The sequence below is a fragment of the Promicromonospora kroppenstedtii DSM 19349 genome (assembly GCF_000515355.1).
Classification (GTDB): Bacteria; Actinomycetota; Actinomycetes; order Actinomycetales; family Cellulomonadaceae; genus Promicromonospora; species Promicromonospora kroppenstedtii.
Genome location: NZ_KI911744.1, coordinates 17,949 through 18,465, shown reverse-complemented (window position 1 = coordinate 18,465; position 517 = coordinate 17,949). Strand labels below are relative to the sequence as shown.

At 75.8% G+C, this 517-nt stretch carries 1 protein-coding gene; it reads left to right on the top strand.

Annotated elements, in window-relative coordinates; genetic code table 11:
* On the top strand, window positions 1-517 hold a 517-nt coding region (locus PROKR_RS24255; protein ID WP_245605954.1), incomplete at both ends, for an SDR family oxidoreductase.

Below are 517 nucleotides of genomic sequence, written 5' to 3'. Positions count from 1 at the left end.
GGGCTCGGCCCGGACCGTGCGCTGGGCGTCGCGGGCAAGGCGGACGACGCCGCGCACCGTGCCGCCGCGATCGCCCGCGCCGTGGAGCGGTTCGGGCGGCTGGACCACCTGGTGAACAACGCCGGGATCAACCCTGCCTACGGGCCGCTGGCGCAGGTGGAGACGGGTGTGGCCCGCAAGATCCTCGAGGTGAACGTGATCGCCGCGCTGGAGTGGACCCGCGAGGCGGTCGCTGCCGCGGGCGCCACGCCCACCGGGCTGCGCTCGGTCGTGAACATGGCGTCGCTGGCGGGCACGACGTCGGCGTCGAACATCGGCTTCTACGGCGTCTCCAAGGCCGCCCTGATCAACCTGACGGTCCAGCTCGCCGACGAGCTCGCCCCGGCCACGCGCGTCAACGCGCTCGCGCCCGCCGTCGTGCGCACGAGGCTGGCGCGCGCCCTGTACGAGGGCCGCGAGGAGGAGGCCGCCCCGCGCGTACCCCGCTGCGGCGGCTCGGGGAGCCGGACGACGTGGC